The organism is Paroceanicella profunda (assembly GCF_005887635.2).
Lineage (GTDB): Bacteria > Pseudomonadota > Alphaproteobacteria > Rhodobacterales > Rhodobacteraceae > Paroceanicella > Paroceanicella profunda.
Map to the genome: position 1 here is coordinate 596,852 of NZ_CP040818.1, position 25,011 is coordinate 621,862.

Consider the following 25,011-nt stretch of genomic DNA (forward strand, 5'->3'; position numbering starts at 1 on the left):
GCGGCCCTCAGCCCACGGGATGACCCATTCCGCGCCCGGGGGCAACCCCCCGGGGCCCCACGGAAGCCGACAGCCCCCGCCCAGGCGATCCGATGGCGCGACGCGACAGCCGCGCGCCCTCCGCAGCAGGTTGAGAGCCGAGCTGCGAGGCCCCGCGCCCGCCCGCGGACAGTCCGGGTCGGCGGTCAGGCCAGCCGTCAGGCCGCCCGGAGGGGCACATCCCGAAGCGGCGCGGACGGGGGCGAAGGCGGCGATACGGCATCCCCGCCCTTCCGGCACCCGTGGACGGAGACGCTGCCGGCGCGCCGCGCGACGACCGGCGGGCCGGAACCATGCCCGCGCCGCAGACCGCGCGCACCGGAAGCCGCGCGGCCTGTCACCCTCCGGGCGCCGTGACGGATCGCGGATCGGCGGCGGGCACGGCCTTCTCCCCGCGGGGTCCTGACCGGCGCGTGCGGTCGGAAGGCGGCGCCGGCCGGCCCGTCAGGACCCGCCGGCACCGGACAGCACCCAGTCCGCCACGCCGGCATGCACCCGGGCGGCATCGAGATCGCGCAGCAGCATGTGCCAGCCGCCGGGCACGAAGTCGAAGCGCTTCGGCGACGGCAGGGCCGCGTAGGCCGCGCGCACCGGCTCCTCCGGCACCACCTCGTCATGGGCGCCGTAGACCATCAGCGTGGGCAGCGGGTCGTGCGGCGCGGCGGCGACGGCACGGTCCATCAGCCGGATCAGCCCCATGAAGTCGCGGCTGGCCGGGGCGTGGATCACCAGCGGGTCCGCGCCGAGGGCCAGCAGCATGGGGATGTTGTCGGAGGCCTGGATCTCCACCACGCCGTCGCCCGTCCAGCGCTTGTCGGGCACGAGCTGCTCCACGATCCAGGCCGAGGCGCGGTAGGGCAGCGGCAGCGTGGCGCCGCCCCAGACCGCCGGGGCGAGCAGGACGAGGCCGGAGGCTTCCGGCAGCCGCCCCTCGCCCGCCGCGGCCAGCGCCACCCCGCCGCCCATGGAATGGCCGACCACGAAGAGCGGCAGGCCGGGATGGCGCGCGGCCACGGCCCGGGCCACCTCCGCCAGGTCGTCGATCAGCGCGTCCGGGCCGGGCCACTGGCCGCGATCGGCGTTGTGGCCGAAGCCGCGCTGATCATAGGCATAGACCTCGATGCCGCGCGCCGCCCAGGCCGGGCCGGCCTCGGCGAAGGTGGAGGCGGCATAGTCGCCATAGCCGTGCAGCCCGAGGATGACGGCGCGCGGCGGCCCCTCCGCCGCCCAGTGCGACAGGGGCAGGCTGGCCCCCGCGGCCCAAAGCGCGTCGTCCGAGAGGCTCAGGGGGCCGATCGGGGCGGCACCCGGGGGCGCGGCACAACCCGCCAGCAGGGCGCAGGCCGCCACAAGGGCACAGGCGGAGCGCGGCGCACGGGCCACCGGCAGCGCGCAGGCGGCTGGCCGGGCACGGGCGGTTAGCCGGGCACAGGAGGAAAGCAAGGCGCAGGCGCATGGCCGAGCACAGGCGGAAATCCGGGCACCGGCGGATAGCCGGGCACCGGTGGAAGGTCGGGCGCGGGCGGAGAGCCGGGCACGGACGGCCCGCGCGGCGGCACGCCACCTCATGCCAGCAGCCGGGAAATCTCGCCACGCAGCCACGGAACCACCTCCTCCTCGAACCAGGGATTGCGCTTCAGCCACCCGGTGTTGCGCCACGACGGGTGCGGCAGCGGCAGCAGCCCGGGCAGACGGGCGCGCCAGTCCGCCACGGTTTCGGTGACCGGGCGGCGCCGGCCGAGATGCCAGCCCTGCGCGTGCCCGCCGATCAGCAGCGTGAGGCGCAGCTGCGGCATCGCCGCCAGCGCCCGGGCCCGCCAGGTGGCGGCGCAGACGGGCGGCGGCGGCAGGTCCGCGCCGCGCGCGTCATAGCCGGGGAAGCAGAAGCCCATCGGCAGGATGGCGAAGCGGTCCCGGTCATAGAAGGCCGCCCGGTCCACCCCCAGCCAGCCGCGCAGCCGGTCGCCGGAGGCATCGTCGAACGGCAGGCCGGAGGCATGGACCCGGGCGCCCGGCGCCTGCCCCGCGATCAGCACCGGCGCGGTGGCGGAGAGGCGGACGACCGGGCGCGGCGCATGGCGGGTGCGCGTGGCGGCGAAGCGCGCGGCGCAGATCCTGCATCCCGCGATCTCGCGCGCGAGGGGGTCCGGCGCCTCCGTCACGCCGACGCCCCGGCAAGGGCGCAGGCAGCGCGCAGCGTGACGCCCGGGGCCTCCGCCGCGGCGCAGACGGCGATGGTGCCGGAGGGGAAGCGGAAGGCGGCCAGCGTGCTGCCGGGGCCCGCGCCGCCATGCCCCTCCACCCGGCACGGGCCGGCGCCCGTGTCGAGCGTGCCGCTCATCAGCCCCAGCGCATAGCCCGGCGCCAGCCAGGGCGGCGGCGCGGCCTGCTCCAGGGGCCGCGCGCAGCGCAACGCGGCCAGCGCCTCCGGCCCCAGCAGGCGCCCGTCGAACAGGGCGCCCAGCGCCAGAGCCGCCTCCGCCACCGGGCCGATGAGCGTGCCGTGAAACACCCAGCCCGGGTGGCAGGCCCACCCGCCGGGAAAGGCCGTGGTCCGCATGTCCTGCGGTGTCTCCGCCAGCCGCGCGGTGAGCCCGAGCGGCCCCAGCAGACCGGCGAGCAGCGCGCCGAGCCCCTGCCCCTCGACAGTCTCGAGATGGCGGCGCAGCACCAGGAAGCCGATGTTGGAATAGGCGAAGGGCGCCGGGGCCGGCGCGGGCGGCGGCATGCGGGCCAGCAGCGCGGCATCGCTCCACGGCGGCGCACCGGAGGCCACGGCGGCGGCATACTCCGGCCAGCCGCCGTAGTCCGGAAGGCCGGCCCGGTGGCCGAGGAGCTGGCGCGGGGTCACCGCCCGCTCCGGCAGGGGCGTGTCGAGCCCGAGCCGCCCGGCCGCCGCCGCCCGCAGGGTGAGCACGGCGATGAAGGTCTTGGTGAGGCTCCACCAGGGCACCGGGGCGCCCGCCCCCTCCGGCCCGGGGGCGGGAGCGGCCCCCCCGTGGCTCAGCCGCCCGTCAGCCGTGAGCCGCGCGCGGAGCATCCCCGGCGGCAGCCCGGCGGGCGGGCTGCCGGAGCGTTCTGGGCGCGGGCCGTTCACCTCTCGACCTCGAAACAGGCGGAGCGCTTTTCGGCCAGCAGGGTCTCGGCGCCGCGGGCCACGCTGTTGGCCCGGCGTTGCACGAAGGCGCTGGCGCGGGAGGCGGAGCGGCCCTTCGGGTCCGGCAGGATGGCGGCGATGCGCGCGGCCTGCCCGAGGCTGAGCTTCGCGGCGGAGGTGTCGAAGTAGCGCTGCGCCGCGGCCTCCACGCCGAAGACGCCCTCGTCCATCTCGGCGATGTTGAGGTAGACCTCCATGATGCGCGCCTTCGGCCAGGTGAGCTCGATGAGCACGGTGAACCCGGCCTCCAGCCCCTTGCGCAGCCAGCTCCGCCCCTGCCAGAGGAAGGCGTTCTTGGCCACCTGCTGGGAGATGGTGGAGGCGCCGCGCAGGCGGGAGCTGTCGGCCATCGCGTCACGGATGGCGTCGAGATCGAAGCCCCAGTGGCTGCAGAAATGCGCGTCCTCCGCGGCGGCGGCGGCGCGGGGCATCCAGGGGCTCATGTCCTCCAGGCTGGTCCACTCGCGGCGGATCTCGCCCAGCCGCACCCATTCGGACACCTGATAGGGCGTCACCGGCGGGTTCACGAACCGGTAGAGCAGCACCCAGAGGAGGCACAGCGCCGCCAGCCGCAGGCCCCAGCGCAGGAGGAGGCGCAGCGCGAAACGCACCAGCCGTGGCAGGCGCAGGCGCAGGCGGGGGCGCCTCATCCGGCCTCCCGCGGCAGGCCGGATGTGCAGGGCAGAGCGCCGGGCCACAGGGCCGCAGCGCCGGGCCACAGTGGCAGAGCGCCGGGCCGCAGGGGCCCGGTGCCGGGACGGCCGGCGACGGACGGCGCCCCGGCGAGGCGGAGACCAGACAGGCCCGGTCCGCAGTGCCCGCGCCTGAACCCGGCACCGCGGGGGCCCGAGGCGGAGTGGGCAGCCGATGCACCGCGGGGGCCCGAGGCGCAGTGGGGGCCGGCCCCGCCCGCGAGGGGCGGCGCCGGCCGGAGGGTCATCCGGGCCTCAGGCGCTGCGGGCCACACCCGCATCGGAGAGCGGATGCACGAGCCGGGCCAGCATCTCGCGCGGGCAGACCTGCCGGAACTTCGGCAGGGCGATGTCCCAGTTGCGCAGCATCTCCGCGCCCCGGGCCGAGCCGGTCTCGGCGACATGCTCCTCGACGAGCGCGCGCAGCACGCCCTCCCAATGGGCGGAGGCAAGCGGCTGAACGACGATGCTCTCGGCATTGATGCGATCCTCGAAGGTTCCGTCCTCGTCATAGACGAAGGCCATGCCCCCTGTCATCCCGGCGCCGAAATTGTCGCCCGTGCGGCCGAGGATCACCGTCATGCCCCCGGTCATGTACTCGCAGCCGTTGGAGCCGCAGCCCTCCACCACCACCGTGGCGCCGGAGTTGCGCACGCAGAAGCGCTCGCCGGCGCGGCCGGCGGCGAAGAGCCGGCCCGCCGTCGCCCCGTAGAGCACCGTGTTGCCGATGATGGTGTTCTCATGTGCCACCAGCGGCGACCCCAGCGGCGGGCGCACCACGATGATGCCGCCCGAAAGCCCCTTGCCCACGTAGTCGTTCGCGTCTCCCGACACCTCGATCTTCAGCCCCGGCGCCGCAAAGGCCCCGAGGGACTGGCCGCAGGAGCCGGAGAGCTTCACCGTCAGGTGGTCGGGCTGCAACGGCGAGTTCCGCATGCCGAACTTGCGCACGATATGGCTCGAAACCCGGGTGCCGATGGTGCGATGCGTGTTCTGCACGGCGTAGGAGAGCTGCATCTTCTCCCCGTCCTTGAAGAACGGCTTCGCGTCATCGACGATCTGGGCATCCAGCGTGTCGGGCACCGCGTTGCGCGGGCGCGCGCGGTCGTAGACATGCGCCCCGTCGTCGATCTTGATCAGCATCGGGTTCAGGTCGAGGTCGTCGAGATGCTCCGCGCCGCGGCTCACCTGCGCGAGCAGGTCGGCCCGGCCGATCACCTCGTCGAGAGAGCGCGCGCCGAGCTGGGCCAGCAGTTCGCGCACCTCCTGGGCGTAGAAGGTGATGAGGTTCACCACCTTCTCCGCCGTGCCGGTGAACTTCTTGCGCAGAGCCTCGTCCTGCACGCAGACCCCCACCGGGCAGGTGTTGGACTGGCACTGGCGCACCATGATGCAGCCCATGGAGATGAGCGCCGCGGTGCCGATGCCGTATTCCTCGGCCCCCATCATCGCGGCGATGACGATGTCGCGGCCGGTGCGCAGCCCGCCATCGGTGCGCAGGGTCACCCGCTCGCGCAGGTTGTTCATCGCCAGCACCTGATGCGCCTCGGTGAGGCCCATCTCCCAGGGGAGACCGGCGTACTTGATGGAGGTCTGCGGGCTGGCACCGGTGCCGCCGTTATGGCCCGAGATCAGGATGACATCGGCCTTCGCCTTCGCCACGCCGGCCGCGATGGTGCCCACGCCGGAGGAGCTCACCAGCTTCACGCAGACCTTCGCATCGGGGTTGATCTGCTTCAGGTCGTAGATGAGCTGCGCGAGATCCTCGATCGAGTAGATGTCATGGTGCGGCGGCGGCGAGATCAGCGTCACGCCGGGCGTGGAATGCCGCAGCTTGGCGATGAGCTCGGTCACCTTGAAGCCGGGCAACTGGCCGCCCTCGCCGGGCTTCGCGCCCTGCGCCACCTTGATCTCCAGCTCCTGGCACTGGTTGAGGTATTCCGCCGTGACGCCGAAGCGCCCGGAGGCCACCTGCTTGATCTTGGCCGAGGGGTTGTCGCCGTTGGGCTCGGGCACGAAATGCTCCGGGCTCTCGCCGCCCTCGCCCGAATCGGACTTCGCGCCGATACGGTTCATCGCGACGTTGAGCGTCTTGTGCGCCTCAGGGGAAAGCGCGCCGAGCGACATGCCGGGCGTGACGAACCGCTTGCGGATGGCGGTGATGCTCTCCACCTCCTCCAGAGGCACGGGCTTGCCCAGCGGCTTGAAGTCCAGCAGGTCGCGCAGGTGGATCGGCGGGCGGGTGCGCATCGCGGCGGAGTATTTCTTCCAGGTCTCGAAGGAGCCCCGGTCGCAGGCCGACTGCAGCATGTGCATCATCTGCGCGCCCCAGGCATGCGCCTCGCCGGACTTGCGGGCCTTGTAGATGCCGCCGATGGGCAGCATGTCCACGCCCTCGCGCCAGGCGCGCGCGTGCACGCCCGACACCTTCTGGAAGATGCCGGCGATGCCGATGCCGGAGATGCGCGAATGCATGCCGGGGAAGAACTCCGCCACCATGGCGCGCGAGAGGCCCACGGCCTCGAAGTTGCGCCCGCCGCGGTAGGAGGAGATCACCGAGATGCCCATCTTCGACATGATCTTGAGCAGGCCCTGGTCGATGGCCGTGCGGTAGCGGGCCATGGCCTGCTTCAGGGTCATGTCCAGCAGGCCGCGCTCGATGCGGTCCGCCAGCGTGTCCTGCGCCAGATAGGCGTTCACCGTGGTGGCACCGCAGCCGATGAGCACGGCGAAGTAGTGGCTGTCGATGCATTCCGCCGCCCGCACGGTGAGCGAGCAGAAGGTGCGCAGCCCCTTGGACACCAGCCAGGAATGCACGGCGGAGGTGGCGAGGATCATCGGCAGGCCGATGCGGTCCGCGCCCTGGGCCTCGTCGGTGAGGATGATGTGCCCGGCGCCGGCGCGCACGGCCTCCTCCGCCTCGGTGCGGATGCGGTCGAGCGCCTCGCGCATGTCGGCGTCCGAGCCGTCGGCGGGGAAGGTGCAGTCCACCGAGCGGGCGCTGTCCCCGAAATAGACCTTCATGCGCTCGAACTGGCCGTTGGTCACGAACGGGCTCTCGAGCGAGAGGATCTCGGTCTGCGAGCCGTCCTGGTCCAGCACGTTCTTGAGGTTGCCGAAGCGCGTCTTGAGCGACATCACCCGGTCCTCGCGCAGGCTGTCGATCGGCGGGTTCGTCACCTGGGAGAAGTTCTGCCGGAAGAAATGGCTCAGCGGCCGGTACTTGTCCGACAGCACGGCGGAGGGCGTGTCGTCGCCCATGGAGCCGATGGCCTCCTTCGCGTCCTCGGCCATGGGCACGAGGATCATCTCCACCTCCTCGATGGAGTAGCCGGCGGCGATCTGGCGCTGGCGCAGCTCGTGGCCCGCATGGGTGGCGGCCTCGTGCTCCACCTCCACCAGCTCCTCCAGGTCGGTGACGGATTTCACCCACTCGGAGAACGGGCGCGAGGCGGCGAGTTCATCCTTGATCTCGGCATCGCGCAGCAGGATGCCGCGGCTCATGTCCACCGCGATCATCTGGCCGGGGCCGAGGGCGCCCTTCTCCTTCACCGTGCTCTCGTCCACCGGAACCATGCCGGCCTCCGACCCCGCGATCACCAGCCCGTCGCCGGTGACCACGTAGCGCACCGGGCGCAACCCGTTGCGGTCCGTGCCCGCGCAGACCCAGCGGCCGTCGGTCATCGCCAGGGCGGCCGGGCCGTCCCAGGGCTCCATCACGGAGTTGGAATAGGAGTACATGTCGCGCCAGGCGTCGGGCATCGAGGTGGCGTGCTTCGACCAGGCCTCGGGCACCAGCATGGTCTTGGCCATCGGCGCCGGCCGGCCGGCCCGCACCATCACCTCGAACACCGCGTCGAGCGCCGCGGAATCCGACGACCCCGCGGTGACGATCGGCTTGATGTCCTCCGCCAGCTCCCCGAACGTGGCCGAGGCCATGCGGATCTCGTGGGAGCGCATCCAGTTCAGGTTGCCCTTCAGCGTGTTGATCTCGCCGTTGTGGGCGAGCATGCGGAAGGGCTGCGCCAGCCACCATTCCGGGAAGGTGTTGGTGGAATAGCGCTGGTGGTAGATGGCGAAGGAGGAGATGAACCGGTCATCCTGCAGGTCGGGGTAGAACACCGACACCTGCTCGGCCAGCATCATGCCCTTGTAGATCACCGAGCGGCAGGAGAGCGAGCACAGGTAGAGCCCGCGCACCTGGGCGGCCACGGCCGCCTTCTCGATGCGGCGGCGGATGACGTAGAGCTCCCGCTCGAAGGTTTCCTCGTCCACGCCCTTCACGTTGGAGATCAGGATCTGCTCGATCTCGGGCCGGGTGGCGTTCGCCTTCACCCCGAGGCACGAGACATCCACCGGCACGTGGCGCCAGCCGTAGATGTAATAGCCCATGCGCAGGACTTCCGTCTCCACGATGGTCCGGCAGGTTTCCTGGGCGGAGAAATCGTTGCGCGGCAGGAACACCATGCCGACGGCGATCAGCGCCTCGGAGGGCTCATGGCCGGTGCGGCGGATCTGCTCGCGGAAGAACTCCGTGGGGATCTCCACATGGATGCCGGCGCCGTCGCCGGTCTTGCCGTCGGCGTCCACCGCACCGCGGTGCCAGAGCGCCTGCAGCGCGGCGATGCCGTTCTGGACGACCTGCCGGCGCGGCTTGCCGTCGATGGCCACGACGAGGCCCACGCCGCAGGAGGCGTGTTCGTCGTCTTCCCGGTAGAGACCGGTCTCGGCGAGGCGCTTGCGCTTCGCGTCATACTCCGCGGCCCATTCGGCGTCAGTGCGGGTCATGGCTGGTCTCCTCTCAGAAACGGGCGGCCCCTCCGGGGCGTTGACATCCAGGGCCGGCGGGGCCGGCGCTGTAACGGGGAGCCGGCAGGGCCGGCAGGTGGTCCGATGCCGGCAGGGCCGGCGGGTTGTCCGATGCCGGCAGGGCCGGCGGGTTGTCCGATGCCGGCAGGGCCGGCGGGCAGTCAGAAACCGGCAGGGCCGGGAGGCAATCGCGCCCCGGCCAGGCCGGGGCGGGTCTCGGTCCCGGCAAAGCCGGGGAGAGGCGATCCGCCGGCGGGGCCGGGGGTATCCGGCCTGCCGGCGGTGTACAGCCTGCCGGCGGGGCCGGCGGTGTGCCGTCTGCCGGCAGGGCCGGCGGTGCGCAGTCTGCCGGCGGGGCCGGCGGTGCGCAGTCTGCCGGCGGGGCCGGCGGTGCGCAGTCTGCCGGCGGGGCCGGCGGTGTCCGGTCTTCCGGCGGGGCCGGCGGTGTCCGGTCTTCCGGCGGGGCCGGCTCGGCTCGGTCCGCCGGCGGGGCCGGCGTACCCCGGCCTGCCGAGGGCCCCGGCACGGCCTGCCTTGCAGGCTGCGCCGGCAACCTTCCGCCTGCCGGTGCCGCGCGGCCCCGGGGTGGACCGGTGCGCGGCAGGCTCAGCCGAGGGTGGCGAAATGCGCCTGGGCCTCGGCCGCGGTCATGCGTTTCAGATCGCCTGCCAGGGCGTAGGCCCCGGCGGTGCGGTCGTGGAAGATCTCGCGGGCCAGCTTCAGGCCGTCCAGCGAATCGAGCGTGCCCACGCCCACGTGCCACTGCCCGGCCTGCACGCCCGCCGTGATGCGGTAGAACAGGCCGGAGCCGCAGAGTTCGCAGAAGCCCCGCGCGCCCCGGTCCGAGGAGGCGAACCACTTCAGGCTGTCGCCCGACACCGCGAGGTCATCCTTCTCCACCGTCAGCGCCAGGGTGACACTGCCGGTCCAGGTGCGACAGGTGTCGCAGTGGCACGCCCCGAACGTGGCGCCGCTGCGGAACACCTCGTAGGTGACGGACCTGCACAGACAGCCTCCGGTGCGGCGCATCGTCGGCCCCTACTGTGCCGCGACACGCGCCGCGGCGGCGGTGAAATGCGTGAGGATGCTCTCCGCGGCCTCACGGCCATCCCGGATCGCCCAGACCACCAGCGACGCGCCGCGCACGATGTCGCCGACGGCGAAGACACCCTCGAGGCTGGTCTGGTGGGTGCGGAAATCGGCCTTGATGGTGCCCCAGCGGGTGGTTTCCAGCCCGGCGGTGCCCCAGAGCTTCGGCAGGTCCTCCGGCTCGAAGCCGAGCGCCTTGACCACCAGTTCCGCATCCTCGGTGTAATCCGCGCCGGGGATCTCCTCCGGCGAGCGCCGGCCGGAGGCATCGGGCGAGCCCAGCCGCATCTTCGCCACGCGCACGCCGGACACCGAGCCCTGGCCGGTGAAGCCGCGCGGCGCGGCGAGCCAGACGAACTCGACCCCCTCCTCCTCGGCGTTCTGCGTCTCGCGCTGGGAGCCGGGCATGTTCGCCCGGTCGCGGCGGTAGAGGCATTTCACCGAGGTGGCGCCCTGACGGATGGCGGTGCGCACGCAGTCCATCGCCGTGTCGCCGCCGCCAATGACGACCACGCGCTTGCCGGCGGCGTTCAGCTCGCCGCTGTCATACTCCGGCACCTCGTCGCCAAAGCCGACGCGGTTGGAGGCGGTGAGATAGTCGATGGCGCGCACGATGCCGCCCAGCCCCGCGCCGGGCCCGCCCAGGTCGCGCGACTTGTAGACGCCGGTGGCGATGAGCACGGCGTCATGCGTCTCGCGGATCCGGGCGAAGGAGATGTCCTCGCCCACGGTGCAGTTCATCACGAAGGTCACACCCGCGGCCTCGAGCTGCGCGATGCGGCGCAGCACGATGTCCTTCTCCAGCTTGAAGCCGGGGATGCCGTAGGTCATCAGCCCGCCGCCGCGGTCATACCGGTCATAGACGGTGACCTGCACGCCGCGCTTGCGCAGCTGCTCGGCCGCCGCCAGCCCTCCGGGCCCGGCGCCGATGATGCCCACGCTCTCCCCGCGCTCGGCCAGCGGCGCGATCGGCCTCACCCAGCCCTCCGTCCAGGCGGTGTCGGTGAGGTATTTCTCGACCGACCCGATGGTGACGGTGCCGTGCCCGGACTGCTCGATGACGCAATTGCCCTCGCACAGGCGGTCCTGCGGGCAGATGCGGCCGCAGATCTCGGGGAAGGTGTTCGTGGCCTGGGAAAGCTCGTAGGCCTCCTGCAGGCGGCCCTCGGCGGTAAGCCGCAGCCAGTCGGGGATGTTGTTGTGCAACGGACAATGCGTCTGGCAATAGGGCACGCCGCATTGCGAGCAGCGGCCGGCCTGTTCGGCGGCCTTCTCGGCCGCATAGGCCTGATAGATCTCGCCGAAATCCTCGGTGCGCTCGTCCGCGGTGCGCTTCTCCGGCATGGACCGGGGGACGGTCACGAATTTCAACATACGGGTCTGGGCCATGGCCTTTGCCTCCCTGCCTGAAGATGCGCAGCCCGAACCATACCGCTCACGGCAGTTCCGGACGCAGGAAGGAATATCCGCTGTCTCACCGGAATAAAAGTCAGCAAGGCTGACCTATAATCGATTATCTTGCCCGACCCGGACCCTTCAGCAGAGATTTCGGGGAAAACAAGGTCAGCTTTGCTTACCTAACCCTGATTTCCAGCCGGTTCACCCCTCATCCGACGACCGTCAGCGCCACCAGTGCCGCTGTTCCGACGATGATTCGCCACCAGCCGAAAATGCCGTATCCGTGCCGCGACACGAAGCCGAGAAGGGAGCGTACCACGAAAATCCCCGCGATGAGAGCGGCAATGAAGCCCACGGCGATCACCTCGACATCGCTGGCCGCCAGAACGTCACGGTTCTTCATGAGGTCGTAGGCGAAGGCGCCGGTCATCGTGGGCATGGAGAGGAAGAAGGAGAATTCCGCCGCCGAGCGCTTGTCGGCCCCGAGAAGCAGCGCGCCCACGATGGTCGAGCCGGAGCGCGACACGCCGGGGATCATCGCGAGACACTGGATCACCCCGATCTTGAAGGCGAGCCCGAGCGGAAAGTCCATCACGTCGTGATAGCGCGGCCGCAGCGGCATCCGGTCGACGACGACCAGGACGATCCCGCCCAGGATCAGCATGATGGCGATGAGCATCGGTGTCTCGAACAGCACCGTCTTGATGAAATCATGCGCCAGCACCCCGATCACCACAGCCGGGAGGAAGGCGAGCAGCACCGCGACGATGAAGCGCTGCGCCTTCGGGTCTCGCGGGGCGGTGACCACGAGAGTCCAGAGCTTCGCGGCGTAGACACTGAGCACCGCGAGGATCGCGCCCAGCTGGATCAGCACCTCGAAGGCCTTGCCGGTGCTGTGAAATCCGAGGAAGTGCCCTGCGAGGAGGATATGCCCGGTGGACGACACCGGGATGAATTCCGTCAGGCCTTCAAGCACGCCGAGAAGGGCCGCCTGAATCAGGGTCTGGTCAGCCATGCGTGCTCCGCGGGCTAAAATGTTACGTTATGGAAATCAGTCCTGCACCCGGAGGTTGCGGGCGGAATCGGTAATCTCGGTATACTGGCCCTGCGGACGGTAGGCGTAAAGGTAATCCTCGAGAACGCTGCCCATCGGGGTGGGGGTGATGCCCAGTTCGGCGAAGCCCTTCGCCCCCTCGGAGACCACGTTGTCCCGTGCGAGAAGCTTCACCTGGTCCACGGTGATCATCCGGTTGGGCACCAGCCCGAGGCTGAGCGTCTCCACCAGGCCGAGCGCGCCGGCCTGCATCCGGGCGAGGCCCATCGGCAGCGACACCAGCGGGCGCTTGCGCCGCACCAGAACCAGCATGCGCTCCATCAGCGCGCGGAAGGTCTCGACCTCCGGCCCGCCGAGCTCGTAGACGCCCGGGGCGGTGGACCGGTCCACCGCCTTCACCGCCGCGGCGGCCACGTCATCGACATAGACCGGCTGGAATTTCGTGCCGCCGCCCACCAGCGGCAGCACCGGGTACATCCGCGCCATGGCGGCGAAGCGGTTGAAGAAGGAATCCTCGGCGCCGAACACGATGGAGGGGCGCAGGATCACCGCCTCCGGGAAGGCGGCGGTCACCGCGGCCTCGCCGGCGGCCTTGGAGCGGGCATAGGCGCTGTCGCTCTGCGCGTCGGCGCCGATGGCGGAGATGTGCACCATCCGCGCGACACCGGCCGCCTTCGCCAGCCGCGCGATGCGCCCGGCCCCCTCGGCCTGCACGCCGTCGAAGCTCTGCCGGCTGTCGGGATAGAGGATGCCCACGCAGTTCACCACGGCATCGGCGCCGGCGATGGCACGGGCCACGGACGCCTCGTCGCGGATGTTGGCCTGCACGGGTTCGACCTGCCCCACATTGCCGTAGGGCCGCACGAAATGCGCCTCGTTCGGGCGCCGCACGGCCACGCGCACGCGCCAGCCGTCCCGCGCCATGCGCCGGGCGATGTAGCGCCCGACAAAGCCGGAGCCGCCGAAAATGGTCACGAGGGGGACAGATCTGGTCATGGGCCTCTCCATGCTGGTCCCCCGCAGGGAGGGATCTGGCTCAACCGGGCTTAGCGCAACCCGCAGGCCCGTTCAATATCGCTTTGCGGCAGTGCACCGCCATCGCCTTGCAAGGCCACACATATCCTGTTCGGCGGGCGGGCGCACGCCGAGATCTGCCGCGTTCGGCCGGGGCCGCGCCGGCACGGGTGTGGTGATAGGCCCGAGATGGTTTCCATCCGGTTGCCACGCGGGCCCGGCGCCGCGCCCCGGGGCACCGCCCCGATCCGCGCCCGGCAAGGGCCGCGCAGCCCCCTTCGCACGCCGGAGGGTCTCACCCGACCGCCACCATGCGCGCCTCGCCCCCGCGCCCGGCCGGAGAGGATGCCCGGCCCGGACGGCTTTTCCCCGCCGGCAATGCCTGCGGGCGTAGCCGTGCCGCGCCGCCATGCGGGTCCCCTTCCGGCCCCGCAACGCGCGCGGGCTTCGGGCGCCGCGCGGCCCGGCGGACCGGTTTCGCGTGGCCGCGCACCGGCGGACGTGCCCGGCCCGGGCCGGCGGAACGGGGCTCCGGACAGCCATCTTGCAAGCGGCTGCAAAAAGGCTGAATTCGGCCGTTGACAACCCTCCCGCCCCCCTTTAGATACCCCGCCACGACACCTGCCCAGGTGGCGGAATTGGTAGACGCGCTGGCTTCAGGTGCCAGTGCCCTAACGGGCGTGGAAGTTCGAGTCTTCTCCTGGGCACCAACTCTCTCGCCGCACTTGCGACGGCGAAGGAGAGGGGAAAAAATGTCAGTTACTCTCTACCAGGGTGACGTGCCGGACGAACTGGACCTTGGTCCGGTCGTGGCGATCGATACAGAGACCATGGGGCTTGTCCCCGGCCGCGACCGGCTTTGCGTGGTGCAGCTCTCCTCCGGAGACGGCAACGCGCATGTGGTGCAGGTCGCGCCGGGCCAGACCGAGGCCCCGAACCTTTCCCGAATGCTCGCGAATCCCGAACAGCTAAAGCTGTTCCATTACGGCCGCTTCGACATTGCCATGCTCGAGCGCGCCTTCGGCGTGCGGGCGGCGCCGGTCTACTGCACGAAGATCGCCTCGAAGCTGGTTCGCACCTATACTGACCGTCACGGACTGAAGAATCTCACCCATGAGCTGATCGGGGTGGACATCTCCAAGGCCCAGCAGTCGAGCGACTGGGGCGCCCCGGAGCTGACGCAAGCACAGCTCGACTATGCCGCGTCGGACGTGCTCTACCTGCACCGCCTGCGCGACGTCCTCGACATCCGGCTGGCACGCGAAGGCCGGACCGGGCTGGCCCGGGCCGCGTTCGACTTCCTGCCCTTCCGGGCGGCGCTCGACCTCGCGGGCTGGCCCGAGACCGACATCTTCGCGCATTGAGGAAGTGAGGCTCCGCGTGGACCAGCAGACTCCCCCACCGGCCCGGGCCGGCCGGCTCGACACCGCCGGGCTCATGGCCGCGGGGCGGCGCGTGCTCACCCTGGAGGGCGAGGCGCTCAGCCGCTTCGCCGGCACGCTCGACGAGAGCTTCGCCCGGGCCGTGGAGCTGATGCTGCGCGCCCGCGGGCGGGTGATCGTGAGCGGCATGGGCAAGTCGGGCCACGTCGCGCGCAAGATCACCGCCACGCTCGCCTCCACCGGCACGCCGGCGCAGTTCGTCCACCCGGCGGAGGCCAGCCACGGCGACCTCGGCATGGTCACACGCTCCGACGTGGTGCTGCTGCTGTCCAATTCGGGCGAGACGACGGAGCTTGCCGACCTCATCGAGCACACCCGCCGCTTCCACATTCCGCTCATCGGGGTGGCGAGCCGGCCGGAAAGCACGCTGCTGCGCGCCGCCGACGTGGCGCTGCATCTGCCGCGCGCCGACGAGGCCTGCCCGAACGGCCTCGCCCCCACCACCTCCACCACCCTCACCATGGCGCTGGGAGACGCGCTGGCCGTGGCGCTGATGGAGACGCGGGACTTCCGCTCGGAGCATTTCCACGTCTTCCATCCGGCCGGGCGGCTGGGCCAGCAGCTTGTCCGGGTGTCGGGCCTGATGCATTCCGGCGAGGACCTGCCGCTGGTCTCCCCCGACACGCCGATGTCCGAGGCGCTCATCGTGATGACGCAGAAGGGCTTCGGCGCGCTCGGCGTGCTGAGCGAGGGCCGGCTGGCCGGGGTGATCACCGACGGTGACCTCCGGCGCAACATGACCGGCCTGCTGGAGCGGCGCGCCGGAGACGTGATGAACCTGCGCCCCACCACGATCAGCCCGGAGAGCTTCGCCGCCGAGGCGATGGGCATCATGAACGCCCGCTCCATCACCACGCTCTTCGTGGTGGGCGAGGACAAGGCGCCGATCGGCATCCTGCACGTGCATGACTGCCTGCGCGCCGGGCTGGGCTGAGGCATGGCCCGCCGCCGGCTCGGCCGATATTCGCGCACGGTCCGCTTCCTGCGAATCGGCCTGCCCCTGCTCGCCATCGCGATGATGAGCTCGGTCTTCCTGATCCAGGAGGATGATTTCGTCGGCGGCATCGAGTTCTCCGCCTCCGACATCCAGGCGCTCGGCGAGGGCCTGCGGCTGACCAACCCGAACTTCTCCGGCACCACAGATGCGGGCGAGCCCTACATGGTGCGCGCCGAATGGGCCCAGCCCGACAGCCCGAACCCCAGCAAGATCACCCTCCACGACCTCACCGCGCAGATCGACCTGGACGGCGGCCGCAAGGTGACGCTGGCGGCGCAGGACGGCGTCATGCGCCCGGATGACCAGCACGTGACATTGACGGGAGCGGTGGAAATGACCACATCGGACGGATATGTCGCCCGGACGGAGCTTGCGGAAGCAGATATCAGCAAGCGCCTCGTGACTGCCCCCGGTAAGGTGAGCGCCAGTGGCCCGCTGGGGTCCATCGAGGCCGGCAGCATGCACATCACCCGCCCCGACGCCGACGGGGAGGCACCAGCCTCGGGCAACGAGATGGTTTTGTTTGGAAACGGTGTCCGGGTCGTATACCGTCCGGCACAACAGAAAGCTCCGTCGGACAAGGAGTGAGGGACGTGACTATGCCCGCTATTCGCCATGTGATGATCGGAGCTGCGGCCTTCGCGGCCTGCCTGATGGCCCAGATCGCCGCCGCCCAGCAGACGACCGGTGGCGGTGCCGCGGCAGGCCCGGCCCCGGCGGCACAGCCCGCGGAGACCACCGGCCTCGGCGGCGCGAACTCGCCCTTCGGCTCGTTCAAGCACGATTCCACCCTGCCCATCGAGATCACCTCCGAGAGCCTGTCGGTGAACCAGGCCACGAAGGTTGCCACCTTCCAGGGCGAGGTCGTGGCCGGCCAGGGCACGATGCGCCTCACCGCGCAGCAGATGGAGATCTTCTACGACGGCACGCCCCAGTCCGGCACCAGCTCGGACACCGGCTCCATCCGCCTGATGAGGGCGACCGGCGACGTGTTCCTCTCCAACGGCTCGGAAGCCGCGAAGGGCAAGTCGGCGGAATACGACGTGGCCAAGGGGGTCATCACCCTCGGCGGCGGCGTCGTGCTCACCCAGGGGGACAACGCGATCAGCGGCGAGAGCCTGTGGATCGACCTGAACTCCGGCGTGGGCGAGATCAAGGGCCGGGTGAAGACCGTCTTCCAGCCCGGCTCGAACAACTGAAGCCGCCTGCGGGGCACAACGCATGGACCAGACCACACTCAAGTCGCCGGGCCCCCGGCTCGAACTCGCCAGTGAGTCGACCGGGCTGCGCGCCATCAGCATCGGCAAGACCTATCGCCGGCGGCCGGTGCTGCGCGACGTGAGCATCACCCTGCAGCGCGGCGAGGTGGTCGGGCTGCTGGGCCCCAACGGCGCCGGCAAGACCACCTGCTTCTACGCCATCACCGGGCTGGTGACGCCCGAGGCCGGCACCATCACGGTGGACGGCCAGGACGTGACCATGCTGCCGATGTACCGCCGGGCGCAGCGCGGGCTGGGCTATCTGCCGCAGGAGGCCTCCATCTTCCGCGGCCTCACGGTGGAGGAGAACATCAACGCCGTGCTGGAGATGACCGAGCGCGACCGCGGCCGGCGCAAGAATCAGCTCGACGAACTGCTTACCGAATTCGCCATCACCCACCTGCGCCGCACTCCGGCCTCCGCCCTCTCCGGCGGCGAGCGGCGGCGCGTGGAAATCGCCCGCTGCCTGGCCGGACGGCCCTCCTACATCCTGCTCGACGAGCCCTTCGCCGGCGTCGATCCCATCGCCGTGGGCGACATCCGGGAACTTGTCTCGCTTTTGAAGCACCGCGGAATTGGGGTCTTGATTACTGATCACAATGTGCGGGAAACTCTTGGGATTATCGACCGGGCATATATCTTGCATGGTGGAACCGTGCTGATGAGTGGCTCGCCGCGCGAAGTTGTCGACGACAGCAACGTACGCCGGGTGTATCTGGGCGAAAGTTTCCGCTTCTGACCGGGTCCCGGCTCGCGCGGGAGCGCAGGCAAAGGGTGGGCGATGGGCCTCGGGCAGAGACTGGAACTGCGTCAGACGACACAGCTGGTCATGACGCCGCAACTGCAGCAGGCGATCCGTCTGCTGCAGATGTCCAGCATCGACCTCGGCGCCTTCGTGGCCGAGGAGGTGGAGAAGAACCCCATCCTCGAGATCGAGAGCGCAGAGGGCAGCGCCCCGGCCCCGGCGCCCCCCCCCGAACCCCGGCTTGAGGACCGCCTGCGCGACGCGGCCCCCGGGGAGGCGGAAGCCGATCTCGATGCCGCGCGCGAGTCCCTCTACGACGAGGCGGTGGCGGATTCCCAGGCCGCCTGGGCCGGGCTCGGCGGCAGCGGCCCCGGCGCGGGCCCCGGTGGCGGCTATGGCGCCGAGGGCGCGGACCCGGGCGACACCCTCTCCGAATCCCCCTCCCTGCGCGCGCATCTGGCCGCGCAGATCGGGCTGAGCCAGGCCGCGAAGGACATCCGCGCCGTCGCACTCTTCCTCGTGGACGAGCTGGACGACGCCGGCTACCTCTCCCGCCCGCTGCCGGAGATCGGCGACCAGCTCGGCGCCGGGGAGCGCCTGCTGCAGGACGCCCTCGCGCTGCTGCAATCCTGCGAACCGCTGGGGGTGGGCGCCCGCTCGCTGGGCGAATGCCTGGCGCTGCAACTGCGCGAGCGCGACCGGCTGGACCCCGCGATGCAGGTGGTGCTGGAGAACCTGGACCTGCTGGCCTCCGGCAAGTTCGCCCGGCTGGCGGAGATCGCCGGGCTGGAGCCGGAGGACCTGCCCGAGATCGTCGCCGAGATCCGCGCGCTGGACCCGCGGCCCGGCCACGCCTTCGGCCATTTCGACGTGCAGACCGTGATCCCGGACGTGCATGTGCGCCGCAACGGGCTGGGCGCCTGGAGCCTGGAGCTCAACGCCGAGGCCCTGCCCCGGGTGCTGGTGAACAACATCTACGCCACCCGCGTGGCCGCCAGCGGGGCCCAGGCCACGGCCTTCATCTCCGAGTGCCGCTCCAACGCCTCCTGGCTGGTCAAGACGCTGGAAAGCCGGGCGCGCACCATCCTCAGGGTCGCCACCGAGATCACCCGCCACCAGGAGGCCTTCTTCGACATCGGCGTGGCCGGGCTGCGCCCGCTCACCCTGCGCGAGGTGGCCGAAGCGGTGGGCATGCACGAGTCCACAATTTCGCGTGTGACGTCGGGGAAATACCTGTCCTGTGAACGCGGTCTTTTCGAATTGCGCTATTTCTTCTCCCAGGGGCTCGCGTCCAGCGATGGCGGCGCGGCCCTGTCCGCCACCGCCATCCGGGAGCGTATCCGCCGGATGATCGAGCAGGAGGACCCCGCACGGATCCTCTCCGACGACACGCTCGTCGACCTGCTGCAGAAGGATGGCGTCGATATTGCGCGGCGCACCGTCGCGAAATATCGTGAGGGGCTGAACATCCCGTCGTCGGTGAAACGACGACGGCTCAAAGCGGGGCTCATCGCGAGATGAACCCGTGTGCGGCGCTTCGGAGAGTCACTCCGTGGTTGCGGTTGACTCTCGGGGGGGCTGTCCTTAGGTTCCGCGCGCCGCGTGGGACCGCCACTCCGGCACCGGGTATCCCCGGATGCCGGTCAAGAAGGGAGAGATCATGCGCATTCAGATCCATGGGAAACAGCTCGACGTGGGCGACGCCCTGCGAACGCATGTCGAGGAAAACCTCACCGAGGCGGTGTCGAAATATGCCGAACGCCCGGTCGAGGCCGTTGTGACCTTCTCGCGTGATCGACACGAGTTCGTCTGCGATGCATCGGTGCACATCTCCACCGGGCTCACCTCGCAGGCAAAGAACCGGGCGACCGACATCTACGCGGCCTTCGACGGCTGCACCGCGCGCATGGAAAAGCAGCTGCGCCGCTACAAGCGCCGGCTGAAGAACCACCACCCGGAGCGCAACGGAGATGCGCTCCCGGCCCTCGACGCCGCCTACAGCGTGCTGGCCGGCGGGGATGACGAGGCGGACGAGCCCGATACGCTCCAGCCCATCATCGTGGCCGAGACCAAGACCACCATCCGCTCACTCTCCGTGGGCGAGGCCGTGATGCAGATGGAGATTGCGGATGCCCCGATGCTGGTCTTCCGCAACCACAAGCATGGCGGCGTGAATGTCGTCTACCGTCGGGACGACGGCAATATCGGCTGGATCGATCCCAGGAACCTGCCGACCGTCTGACCCGCGCTGCCGCGGGCCGCACAATACGGAGCCGACATGGAGCTATCCGACCTCATCTCACCCGAAGCGGTATTCGGGAACCTCAAGGCCACCAGCAAGAAGCGGGTGCTGCAGGAGCTCGGCTCCTTCGCGGCGAACTTCTACGGCCTTGCCGAATCCGCCGTGTTCGCCGCACTGCTGGAGCGTGAACAGCTCGGGCCCACCGGAATGGGCCAGGGCGTCGCCATCCCGCATGCGCGTCTCGAGGGTCTGACCAAGGTTGTCGGCGTGTTCGCGAAACTGGCAAAGCCCGTCGACTACGAGTCGGTCGACGGGCAGCCGGTGGATCTCGTGTTCATGCTGCTGGCCCCCGAAGACGCGGGCGCCGACCACCTGAAGGCGCTGGCGCGGGTCTCCCGCGTGATGCGCGCAGAGACTGTGCGCGACAAGCTGCGCTCGACGGAGGACGCCTCCGCCCTCTACGCCATCCTCACCGAACCGGCGGCCTCCCAGGCCGCCTGAGCCGGCAGGCCGCCCGAGGCATCGGGCCAATGCCGGCACCCCGCTCCGGAAAGCCCCGCCGCCGCGCGGGGCTTTCTGCGTCCCGGGCAACCGATCGGCGTCGCGTCGCGCGGCCCGCCCGGCGCGCTGCGTGACGCCAACCGGGGAGATCCACCAGGGCGTGCCGTTCGCATCGCGCAGGCGGCCGCGCCGCGCGTCATCGGGCTGGAGCTTCCGGGCGGCCGGCTCGGTGCCGACGGCGGCGAAGGCGCGGGCCTGCACCGCCTCCGGGTCGGTCACGTCGGGATGCAGATGTGCCTCCGGCACGCCCGGCATCACCGGGCTGTCGCCGATGTGCCGCTCGGCGGGATGCCCCCTCCCCGTCGCGGAAACCACGCAGCATCCGTGTCGACGGCGCGCGCGGCGAAATCCGGAGTTGCCTGCGCGTCCGCCATCAGCAGGTCGGGGCAGAGGTCGGGGGCGTACATCGCTGGCTCCTCCGCGCGCGCCATGCTGCGCGGGGCCGGAGAAGCGGCGGGACGGGCCGGCCCCGCTGCGGGGGCCGGCGCCGGGGTGTCAGGATTCGTAGCCGTTGCGCTGGTGCCAGCCGTAGGCGTCGCGGATCATGTGCTCCAGCGTCGAGCGGTCCGGCGACCAGCCGAGCATCTCGCCCGCCTTCACCGAGCCGCTCACCAGCGTCACCGCGTCGCCGATGCGGCGGGGCCCGGTGTTGGCGGGCACGTCGCGCTCCAGCACCTTCTCCGCCGCCTCGATCACCTCGCGCACCGAGTAGCCGGAGCCGGTGCCCAGGTTGAACACCTCGCTCTCCTTGCCGGCCAGCAGCCAGTCCATGCCGCGCAGATGGGCGTCCACCAGGTCCATCACATGCACGTAGTCGCGGATGCAGGTGCCGTCGCGGGTGGGGTAGTCATCCCCGTGCACGGTGAGGGCTGCGCGCCGGCCGAGGGCGGCGAAGATCACCAGCGGAATGAGATGGGTCTCGGGGTTGTGGAACTCGCCGATCTCGGATTCCGGGTCGGCGCCGGCCACGTTGAAATAGCGGAAGCGGACGGACTTCAGCCCGTGCGCCATCTCGTAATCGCGCAGCATGTCCTCCACCGCGCGCTTGGAGGCGCCGTAGGAGTTCAGCGGCATCTGCTGGCTCTCCTCGGTCAGCACCACGCCGTCCTGCTCGCCATAGGTGGCGCAGGTGGAGGAGAACACGATCTTGTCCACCCCCGCCGCCAGCATGGCGTCGAGCAGGTTCATCGAGCCCATCACGTTGTTGTGCCAGTAGCGGCCGGGATGGGAGGTGGCCTCGCCCACGCTGGAGAGCGCGCCGAAATGCATCACCGCATCGGGCTTGTGCTCGGCGAACACCTCGTCCAGCCGACCCCTGTCATTGAGATCCCCTATTTCCAGGGGGCCGAACTTCACCGCGTCGCGCCAGCCCGTCACCAGGCTGTCGTATGTAACAGGGATGTGCCCAGCGCGGTGAAGCGCCTTGCAGGCGTGCGAGCCGATATAGCCAGCACCGCCAGTCACAAGAACTTTGGCCATGTAAATAGGGTCTCCGGTCTTTTCAGGGGTCGGTCAGGAAGGAAGGACGAAGGAAGATCAGGCGCGCCGGGCGGCACTGGTGGCCGCCAGGACATCCTTGAGGAAGGAAGCGAATTCGGACGCGAGGTCAGGCCGCTCCAGCGCGAAGGCGACGGTGGCCTGCAGGAAGCCGGACTTGGAGCCGCAATCGTAGCGCTGCCCGCGGAAGCGGAAGCCGCGCACCGGGCCGCCGATGGCGATCTCGGTTGCGATGGCGTCGGTGAGCTGGACCTCGCCGCCTGCGCCGGTCTTCATCTCGTGGAGATGGTTCATCACGTTGGGCGACAGGATGTAGCGCCCGATCACCGCGAGGCGCGAGGGCGCCTTGTCCGCGTCCGGCTTCTCCACCATGCCGCGGGCGGTCACGATGTTGCCCTCCTCGGACTCCACGTCGAGCACGCCGTAGGACGAGACCTTCTCGCGCGCCACTTCCATGGTGGCGACCATGGAGCCGCCATCGCTCTGCTCATAGGCGTCGATCATCTGGGCGAGGCAGCCGCGCTCCGCGGAGATCACGTCATCGGGCAGCAGCACGGCGAAGGGCTCGTCGCCGATCAGCCGGCGGGCGCACCACACCGCGTGGCCGAGGCCGAGCGGCTCCTTCTGGCGGACATAGGCGATGGCGCCGCTGTCCATGTCGGTCTGCTTCAGGGCGTTGAGCAGGTCGGTCTTGCCCTTTGCCTTCAGGCTCTTCTCCAGCTCGGGCGCGCTGTCGAAGTAATCCTCGAGCGCGGACTTGCCGCGCGAGGTCACGAAGATGAATTCCTTGATGCCGGCCTCACGGGCCTCGTCGATCGCGTACTGGATCAGCGGCCGGTCGACCAGGGTCAGGATTTCTTTCGGAATGGACTTCGTGGCCGGGAGAAACCGGGTGCCGAGCCCCGCGACGGGGAAAACCGCCTTTGTAACCTTCCGAGTCATTTTCATTCTCTTTCTGTTTGCCGACGGGCCAGTCCCCCCGCGGGGGCGGCGCCACCTTGCGTACCGAATGCCCGCATCGCTGCCAGTTGCACGGCACCAGAGCAGACATAGGCTAAAAAAACACTCAACTTCATCGTACTATACTTGTGTCGATCCACCTATCCGGGGCCATCACGCGGTGCGACGGGCTGCCCTCGAGCCTCCCGTCCAGACTGCGCAGACCGCCCCGGGGCCGGGTCGTCTCCGCTGCATTCCTGTCCTTTCCTCCCTGCCCGGACCTTCTGGTGTGTCCGGGTTCGTCTGCCTTGTGAACCGCCCGCTGCCGCGGCCGGTTCCGTCACGCTCAGCCGCGCCGCGCCAGGATCGCCTCCAGCCGGGCCACATCCACCGGGTTGTTGAGCTCCCAGAACTCGGCGCCGCGGGCATCCACTTCCACGCAGGCGACCTTCACGCCGCGCTCCATGAAGCGCAGCTGCTCCAGCCCTTCCCAGCGCTCCAGCGCCCCCTCCGGCCAGCCGGCGTAGGAGGCCAGCGCCGCGGGGCGGTAGGCATAGACGCCGACATGGTGGAACACCGGCACCGTCTCGCCCTCCGCGAAGTCCCGGCCCGTGTAGGGCAGCACCTCCTTGGAGAAGTAGAGCGCGTCGCCTGCGGCATCGAACACCGCGGTGGTGCCGCCCACGCGGCCGGCGCGGCGGTCCTCGCGGAAGCTCTCCAGCGTGGTGCGGTCACAGCGCAGCACCGGTGTGGCGACCGCGGCCTGCGGATGGGCGGCCATCGCCTCCACCAGCGCCTCGATGAACCACGGCGGGGTGAGCGGGGCATCGCCCTGCAGGTTCACCACCACGTCCCAGTCCCTGCCCAGCACGTCGAGCGCCGCTGCGCAGCGCTCGGTGCCGTTGCGGCAGGTCTCCGGGGTCATCACCACCTCGGCGCCGAAGGCTTCGGCGGCGGTGCGGATGCGGTCGTCGTCGGTGGCGACGACGACACGCGTGATGCCGGGGACGGACCTTCCCGCCTCCCAGCTGCGCTGGACCAGGCTCTTTTCCACCCCGTCCGGGCCCCGGAGCCCCACGAGGGGCTTGCCGGGGTACCGGGTGGAGGCATAGCGCGCCGGGATGACGATCAGGGTCTTCACGGGATCAGCCCTCGGCGAGGCTCACGCCCGGGGCATAGGCGATGAAGAACGGGTTCTCGTAGATCGGCTTGCCGTAGGTGAGCGGGGTGTGATCGTCGAAGCGCACCACCTGGCCGCCGGCGCCGAGCAGCACGGCATGGGCCGCGCCGGTGTCCCATTCCATCGTCCGGCCGAGGCGCGGGTAGAGATCGGCCTCGCCCGCCGCGATCAGGCAGAACTTCAGCGAGGAGCCGGCGGAGAGGAAATCGCCCACCGGGTATTTCGCGATATAGGTGTCGGTCGCCGCGTCGCGGTGCGACTTGGAGGCGACGACGCGCAGTTTCTCGCCGGGGGTGGCGACCTTCAGCGGCCGGGTCTCGCCCACGGTGGCGGGGTCCAGCGCGCCGGTTTCCTCAACGGTCTGGCCGGAGGCATCGGTCCAGAACATGCGGTTCTTCGCCGGGGCGTAGACCACGCCGCGGGTGGGCACGCCATTCTCGATCAGCGCGATGTTCACGGTGAAATCGCCGCGGCGCTGCACGAATTCCTTGGTGCCGTCGAGCGGGTCGATCAGGAAGAAGGTGGTGAGGCCGGTCTGCGAATGGCTGGCGGCCTGCTCCTCGGTCACGAGGGGGATGTCGGGAAAGGCTTCGGTCAGGCCGGCGGAGATCAGCTTGTCGGCGGCCTCGTCGGCCGCGGTGACCGGGCTGTCGTCGCTCTTGGCGCGGACGTCGAAATCGGGCGAATGGTAGACCTCCATGATGGCCGCGCCGGCCTCCAGCGCAAGGCGGCGGCTGATCTCGCAGATCTTTTCATAGTCCATTCGGCAGTCCTTTCTGTGGCGGGCGCCTGTGCACCCCGGTCGATGGTCGATATCGGGCGCAGGGGCGCCCCGGGAAAGAGGTCGCATCGGGCGAGAATGCGCCCGATCCGCGAGAATGCGTCATGTGCTCCGGT

Annotated in this window: 22 protein-coding genes and 1 tRNA gene; 9 read left to right on the plus strand and 14 right to left on the minus strand. The window is 70.4% G+C overall.

All coding sequences use genetic code 11. The features are described 5' to 3' along the window. Positions 1 to 483: 483 nt before the first annotated feature. From FDP22_RS02675 to FDP22_RS02715, 9 genes are all read right to left on the minus strand, one after another. Positions 484 to 1,422 carry an alpha/beta fold hydrolase gene (locus tag FDP22_RS02675; protein WP_170317564.1) on the minus strand — a complete coding sequence of 313 codons (939 nt, stop codon included), beginning with the start codon at positions 1,420 to 1,422 and terminating at the stop codon, positions 484 to 486. 182 nt (positions 1,423 to 1,604) lie between these two features. Beyond that, on the minus strand, positions 1,605 to 2,201 hold the full coding sequence (locus FDP22_RS02680; protein WP_138576439.1) for a uracil-DNA glycosylase family protein: 597 nt from the start codon (positions 2,199 to 2,201) through the stop codon (positions 1,605 to 1,607). Further along, positions 2,198 to 2,992 carry a serine hydrolase gene (locus tag FDP22_RS02685; RefSeq protein WP_170317565.1) on the minus strand — a complete coding sequence of 265 codons (795 nt, stop codon included), beginning with the start codon at positions 2,990 to 2,992 and terminating at the stop codon, positions 2,198 to 2,200. Before FDP22_RS02685 ends, FDP22_RS02680 begins: the two co-directional genes overlap by 4 nt. Before the next feature lie 140 nt (positions 2,993 to 3,132). Continuing rightward, positions 3,133 to 3,846, minus strand: a complete 714-nt coding sequence (gene mtgA, locus FDP22_RS02690; RefSeq protein ID WP_138576435.1) for a monofunctional biosynthetic peptidoglycan transglycosylase — start codon at positions 3,844 to 3,846, stop codon at positions 3,133 to 3,135. 297 nt (positions 3,847 to 4,143) lie between these two features. Next, a complete protein-coding gene (gene gltB, locus FDP22_RS02695) occupies positions 4,144 to 8,676 on the minus strand; it encodes a glutamate synthase large subunit (RefSeq protein ID WP_138576433.1) in 4,533 nt (1,510 codons plus the stop codon). A 627-nt stretch (positions 8,677 to 9,303) separates the two neighbouring features. Further along, a complete protein-coding gene (locus tag FDP22_RS02700) occupies positions 9,304 to 9,726 on the minus strand; it encodes a GFA family protein (protein WP_138576431.1) in 423 nt (140 codons plus the stop codon). 9 nt (positions 9,727 to 9,735) lie between these two features. Beyond that, a complete protein-coding gene (locus FDP22_RS02705) occupies positions 9,736 to 11,175 on the minus strand; it encodes an NAD(P)-dependent oxidoreductase (RefSeq protein ID WP_138576429.1) in 1,440 nt (479 codons plus the stop codon). 217 nt (positions 11,176 to 11,392) lie between these two features. Further along, positions 11,393 to 12,199 carry an undecaprenyl-diphosphate phosphatase gene (locus FDP22_RS02710; protein WP_138576427.1) on the minus strand — a complete coding sequence of 269 codons (807 nt, stop codon included), beginning with the start codon at positions 12,197 to 12,199 and terminating at the stop codon, positions 11,393 to 11,395. Positions 12,200 to 12,235: 36 nt separating this feature from the next. Further along, complete coding sequence (locus FDP22_RS02715) at positions 12,236 to 13,234, minus strand: complex I NDUFA9 subunit family protein (protein WP_138576425.1); 999 nt, start codon at positions 13,232 to 13,234, stop codon at positions 12,236 to 12,238. Between the two features lie 641 nt (positions 13,235 to 13,875). Between FDP22_RS02715 and FDP22_RS02720 the strand changes: the two genes are divergently transcribed. The 9 genes from FDP22_RS02720 (at position 13,876) to ptsN (ending at position 20,438) form a co-directional block, all read left to right on the plus strand. Beyond that, a tRNA-Leu gene (locus FDP22_RS02720) sits at positions 13,876 to 13,962 on the plus strand. A gap of 42 nt (positions 13,963 to 14,004) precedes the next feature. Then, the gene (locus tag FDP22_RS02725; protein WP_138576423.1) at positions 14,005 to 14,616 is read left to right on the plus strand and encodes a ribonuclease D; all 612 of its coding nucleotides are present in this window, start codon (positions 14,005 to 14,007) and stop codon (positions 14,614 to 14,616) included. Between the two features lie 73 nt (positions 14,617 to 14,689). Continuing rightward, complete coding sequence (locus FDP22_RS02730) at positions 14,690 to 15,628, plus strand: KpsF/GutQ family sugar-phosphate isomerase (protein ID WP_138576765.1); 939 nt, start codon at positions 14,690 to 14,692, stop codon at positions 15,626 to 15,628. Positions 15,629 to 15,631: 3 nt separating this feature from the next. Continuing rightward, entirely contained in the window at positions 15,632 to 16,279 is a 648-nt protein-coding gene (gene lptC, locus FDP22_RS02735) for an LPS export ABC transporter periplasmic protein LptC (protein ID WP_138576421.1), read from the plus strand. Positions 16,280 to 16,290: 11 nt separating this feature from the next. Next, a complete protein-coding gene (locus FDP22_RS02740; protein ID WP_239031914.1) occupies positions 16,291 to 16,890 on the plus strand; it encodes an LptA/OstA family protein in 600 nt (199 codons plus the stop codon). Between the two features lie 22 nt (positions 16,891 to 16,912). Next, complete coding sequence (gene lptB / locus FDP22_RS02745) at positions 16,913 to 17,689, plus strand: LPS export ABC transporter ATP-binding protein (RefSeq protein WP_138576417.1); 777 nt, start codon at positions 16,913 to 16,915, stop codon at positions 17,687 to 17,689. 90 nt (positions 17,690 to 17,779) lie between these two features. Further along, positions 17,780 to 19,216: an RNA polymerase factor sigma-54 gene (rpoN, locus tag FDP22_RS02750; RefSeq protein ID WP_239031850.1), complete on the plus strand. Its 1,437-nt coding sequence runs from the start codon at positions 17,780 to 17,782 to the stop codon at positions 19,214 to 19,216. Between the two features lie 139 nt (positions 19,217 to 19,355). Continuing rightward, complete coding sequence (gene hpf, locus FDP22_RS02755) at positions 19,356 to 19,937, plus strand: ribosome hibernation-promoting factor, HPF/YfiA family (RefSeq protein WP_138576413.1); 582 nt, start codon at positions 19,356 to 19,358, stop codon at positions 19,935 to 19,937. 36 nt (positions 19,938 to 19,973) lie between these two features. Then, positions 19,974 to 20,438, plus strand: coding sequence for a PTS IIA-like nitrogen regulatory protein PtsN (ptsN, locus tag FDP22_RS02760; protein ID WP_138576411.1), 465 nt, complete (start codon positions 19,974 to 19,976; stop codon positions 20,436 to 20,438). A gap of 314 nt (positions 20,439 to 20,752) precedes the next feature. Here the strand turns inward: ptsN and FDP22_RS24380 are convergent, their stop codons facing one another. The 5 genes from FDP22_RS24380 to cysQ form a co-directional block, all read right to left on the minus strand. After that, positions 20,753 to 20,905, minus strand: coding sequence for a hypothetical protein (locus FDP22_RS24380; protein WP_170317566.1), 153 nt, complete (start codon positions 20,903 to 20,905; stop codon positions 20,753 to 20,755). An 88-nt stretch (positions 20,906 to 20,993) separates the two neighbouring features. Further along, positions 20,994 to 21,977 (minus strand): UDP-glucose 4-epimerase GalE, encoded by a 984-nt coding sequence (galE, locus tag FDP22_RS02765; RefSeq protein WP_138576409.1) that lies wholly within the window; start codon positions 21,975 to 21,977, stop codon positions 20,994 to 20,996. A gap of 57 nt (positions 21,978 to 22,034) precedes the next feature. After that, complete coding sequence (galU, locus tag FDP22_RS02770) at positions 22,035 to 22,937, minus strand: UTP--glucose-1-phosphate uridylyltransferase GalU (RefSeq protein ID WP_138576407.1); 903 nt, start codon at positions 22,935 to 22,937, stop codon at positions 22,035 to 22,037. 343 nt (positions 22,938 to 23,280) lie between these two features. Next, positions 23,281 to 24,075, minus strand: a complete 795-nt coding sequence (locus FDP22_RS02775; RefSeq protein WP_138576405.1) for a 3-deoxy-manno-octulosonate cytidylyltransferase — start codon at positions 24,073 to 24,075, stop codon at positions 23,281 to 23,283. A gap of 4 nt (positions 24,076 to 24,079) precedes the next feature. Continuing rightward, positions 24,080 to 24,877 carry a 3'(2'),5'-bisphosphate nucleotidase CysQ gene (gene cysQ, locus FDP22_RS02780; protein WP_138576403.1) on the minus strand — a complete coding sequence of 266 codons (798 nt, stop codon included), beginning with the start codon at positions 24,875 to 24,877 and terminating at the stop codon, positions 24,080 to 24,082. Positions 24,878 to 25,011 lie beyond the last annotated feature (134 nt).